Source organism: Rhizomicrobium electricum, assembly GCF_011762045.1.
Taxonomy (GTDB): domain Bacteria; phylum Pseudomonadota; class Alphaproteobacteria; order Micropepsales; family Micropepsaceae; genus Rhizomicrobium; species Rhizomicrobium electricum.
Genome location: NZ_JAASQS010000016.1, coordinates 1 through 1,067 on the forward strand (window position 1 = coordinate 1; position 1,067 = coordinate 1,067).

Below are 1,067 nucleotides of genomic sequence, written 5' to 3' on the forward strand. Positions count from 1 at the left end.
GGGGAGCGACTGTCTTGGGTGTCAAGCGGGTTGCCATGGGCGTCGATCCCTGAGGATGGCGTTGAGGATGGTGAGTAACCGCCTGGCGACGGCGATGGCGGCGACGATCTTGGCCTTGCCTTTGGCGACGAGGCGGTCGCGGAAGGCTTTAAGGACTGGGTTGTGGCGGCCGGCGACCAGGGCGGCGATGAACAAGGCTTTGCGGACGAAGGCGCGTCCGCCGCCGATCATGCTTTTGCCCTGCCATTTGCCGGAGCGGCGGGTGTAAGGCGCGAGGCCCGCCAAAGCGGCGATGCGCTTGCGGCTGAGCGTGCCCAGTTCCGGCAGTTCGGCCAGGAGCGTGCGCGCGGTCTGTTTGCCGATGCCGGGGACCGAAGCGAGCAGATCCTCTTTCTCGCACCACACCGGCGAGCCGCGGATCATGTCATCGATGTCCCGGTCGAGCTCGGCCAGCTCCTTTTCGAGCGTGGCGACGACGCGGGCGATACTTTTCTTGAACCGCTTGACGGTGACCCGCATCGCGCGCTGGCGCTCGGCCTGTAGCATGTCGACGATCTGACGGCGCCGGGTCACCAGTTCGGCCAGTAGTTGGGTCGTCTCGTCGGCCAGGGGACGAACCTCCGGCTTCACGTCCGCCGCAAAGCGGGCGATCACGAACGCGTCGATTGGATCGGTCTTGGCCCGTTTACCCAAGGCCTCGGCGTAGTGGCGGATGCGCGCCGGATTGACCACCGCCAACGGCAGGCCGGCTCCCGCAACGGCCGCCGCCACGGTCATCTCGAAGCCGCCGGTGGCTTCCACTACCACGAGGCTTGGAGCAAGAGGTTTCAGCCGCTCGACCAGTGCGGCCAATCCCTTGCCGTTGCGTTCTACGCTGAACGCCTCGTTCTGCGGCAAAACATGAACGTCGAGGCGGTCCTTGGAGACATCGATACCGACAGAAACACCCATCGTTTCCCGTCCTTGCAAAATCGAGCTGCGCTTCTTGCGGCCCAAGCGACTGTTCGGGTTCGATGGAACGGCGGACGGACGACCAAGCTCCCCACGGGCTCTTGAGGCCCCAGGTG

General features: G+C 65.3%; 1 protein-coding gene. It reads right to left on the reverse strand.

The genetic code is table 11. The annotated features are described in order from the left end of the window. Positions 1-21: 21 nt before the first annotated feature. The gene (locus tag FHS84_RS21060; protein WP_166937525.1) at positions 22-951 is read right to left on the reverse strand and encodes an IS110 family RNA-guided transposase; all 930 of its coding nucleotides are present in this window, start codon (positions 949-951) and stop codon (positions 22-24) included. Between the last annotated feature and the right edge of the window lie 116 nt (positions 952-1,067).

Excerpts from the sequence above, each read along its gene's own strand:
- FHS84_RS21060 (WP_166937525.1), bottom strand. The coding sequence starts at position 951 with ATGGGTGTTTCTGTCGGTATCGATGTCTCCAAGGACCGCCTCGACGTT.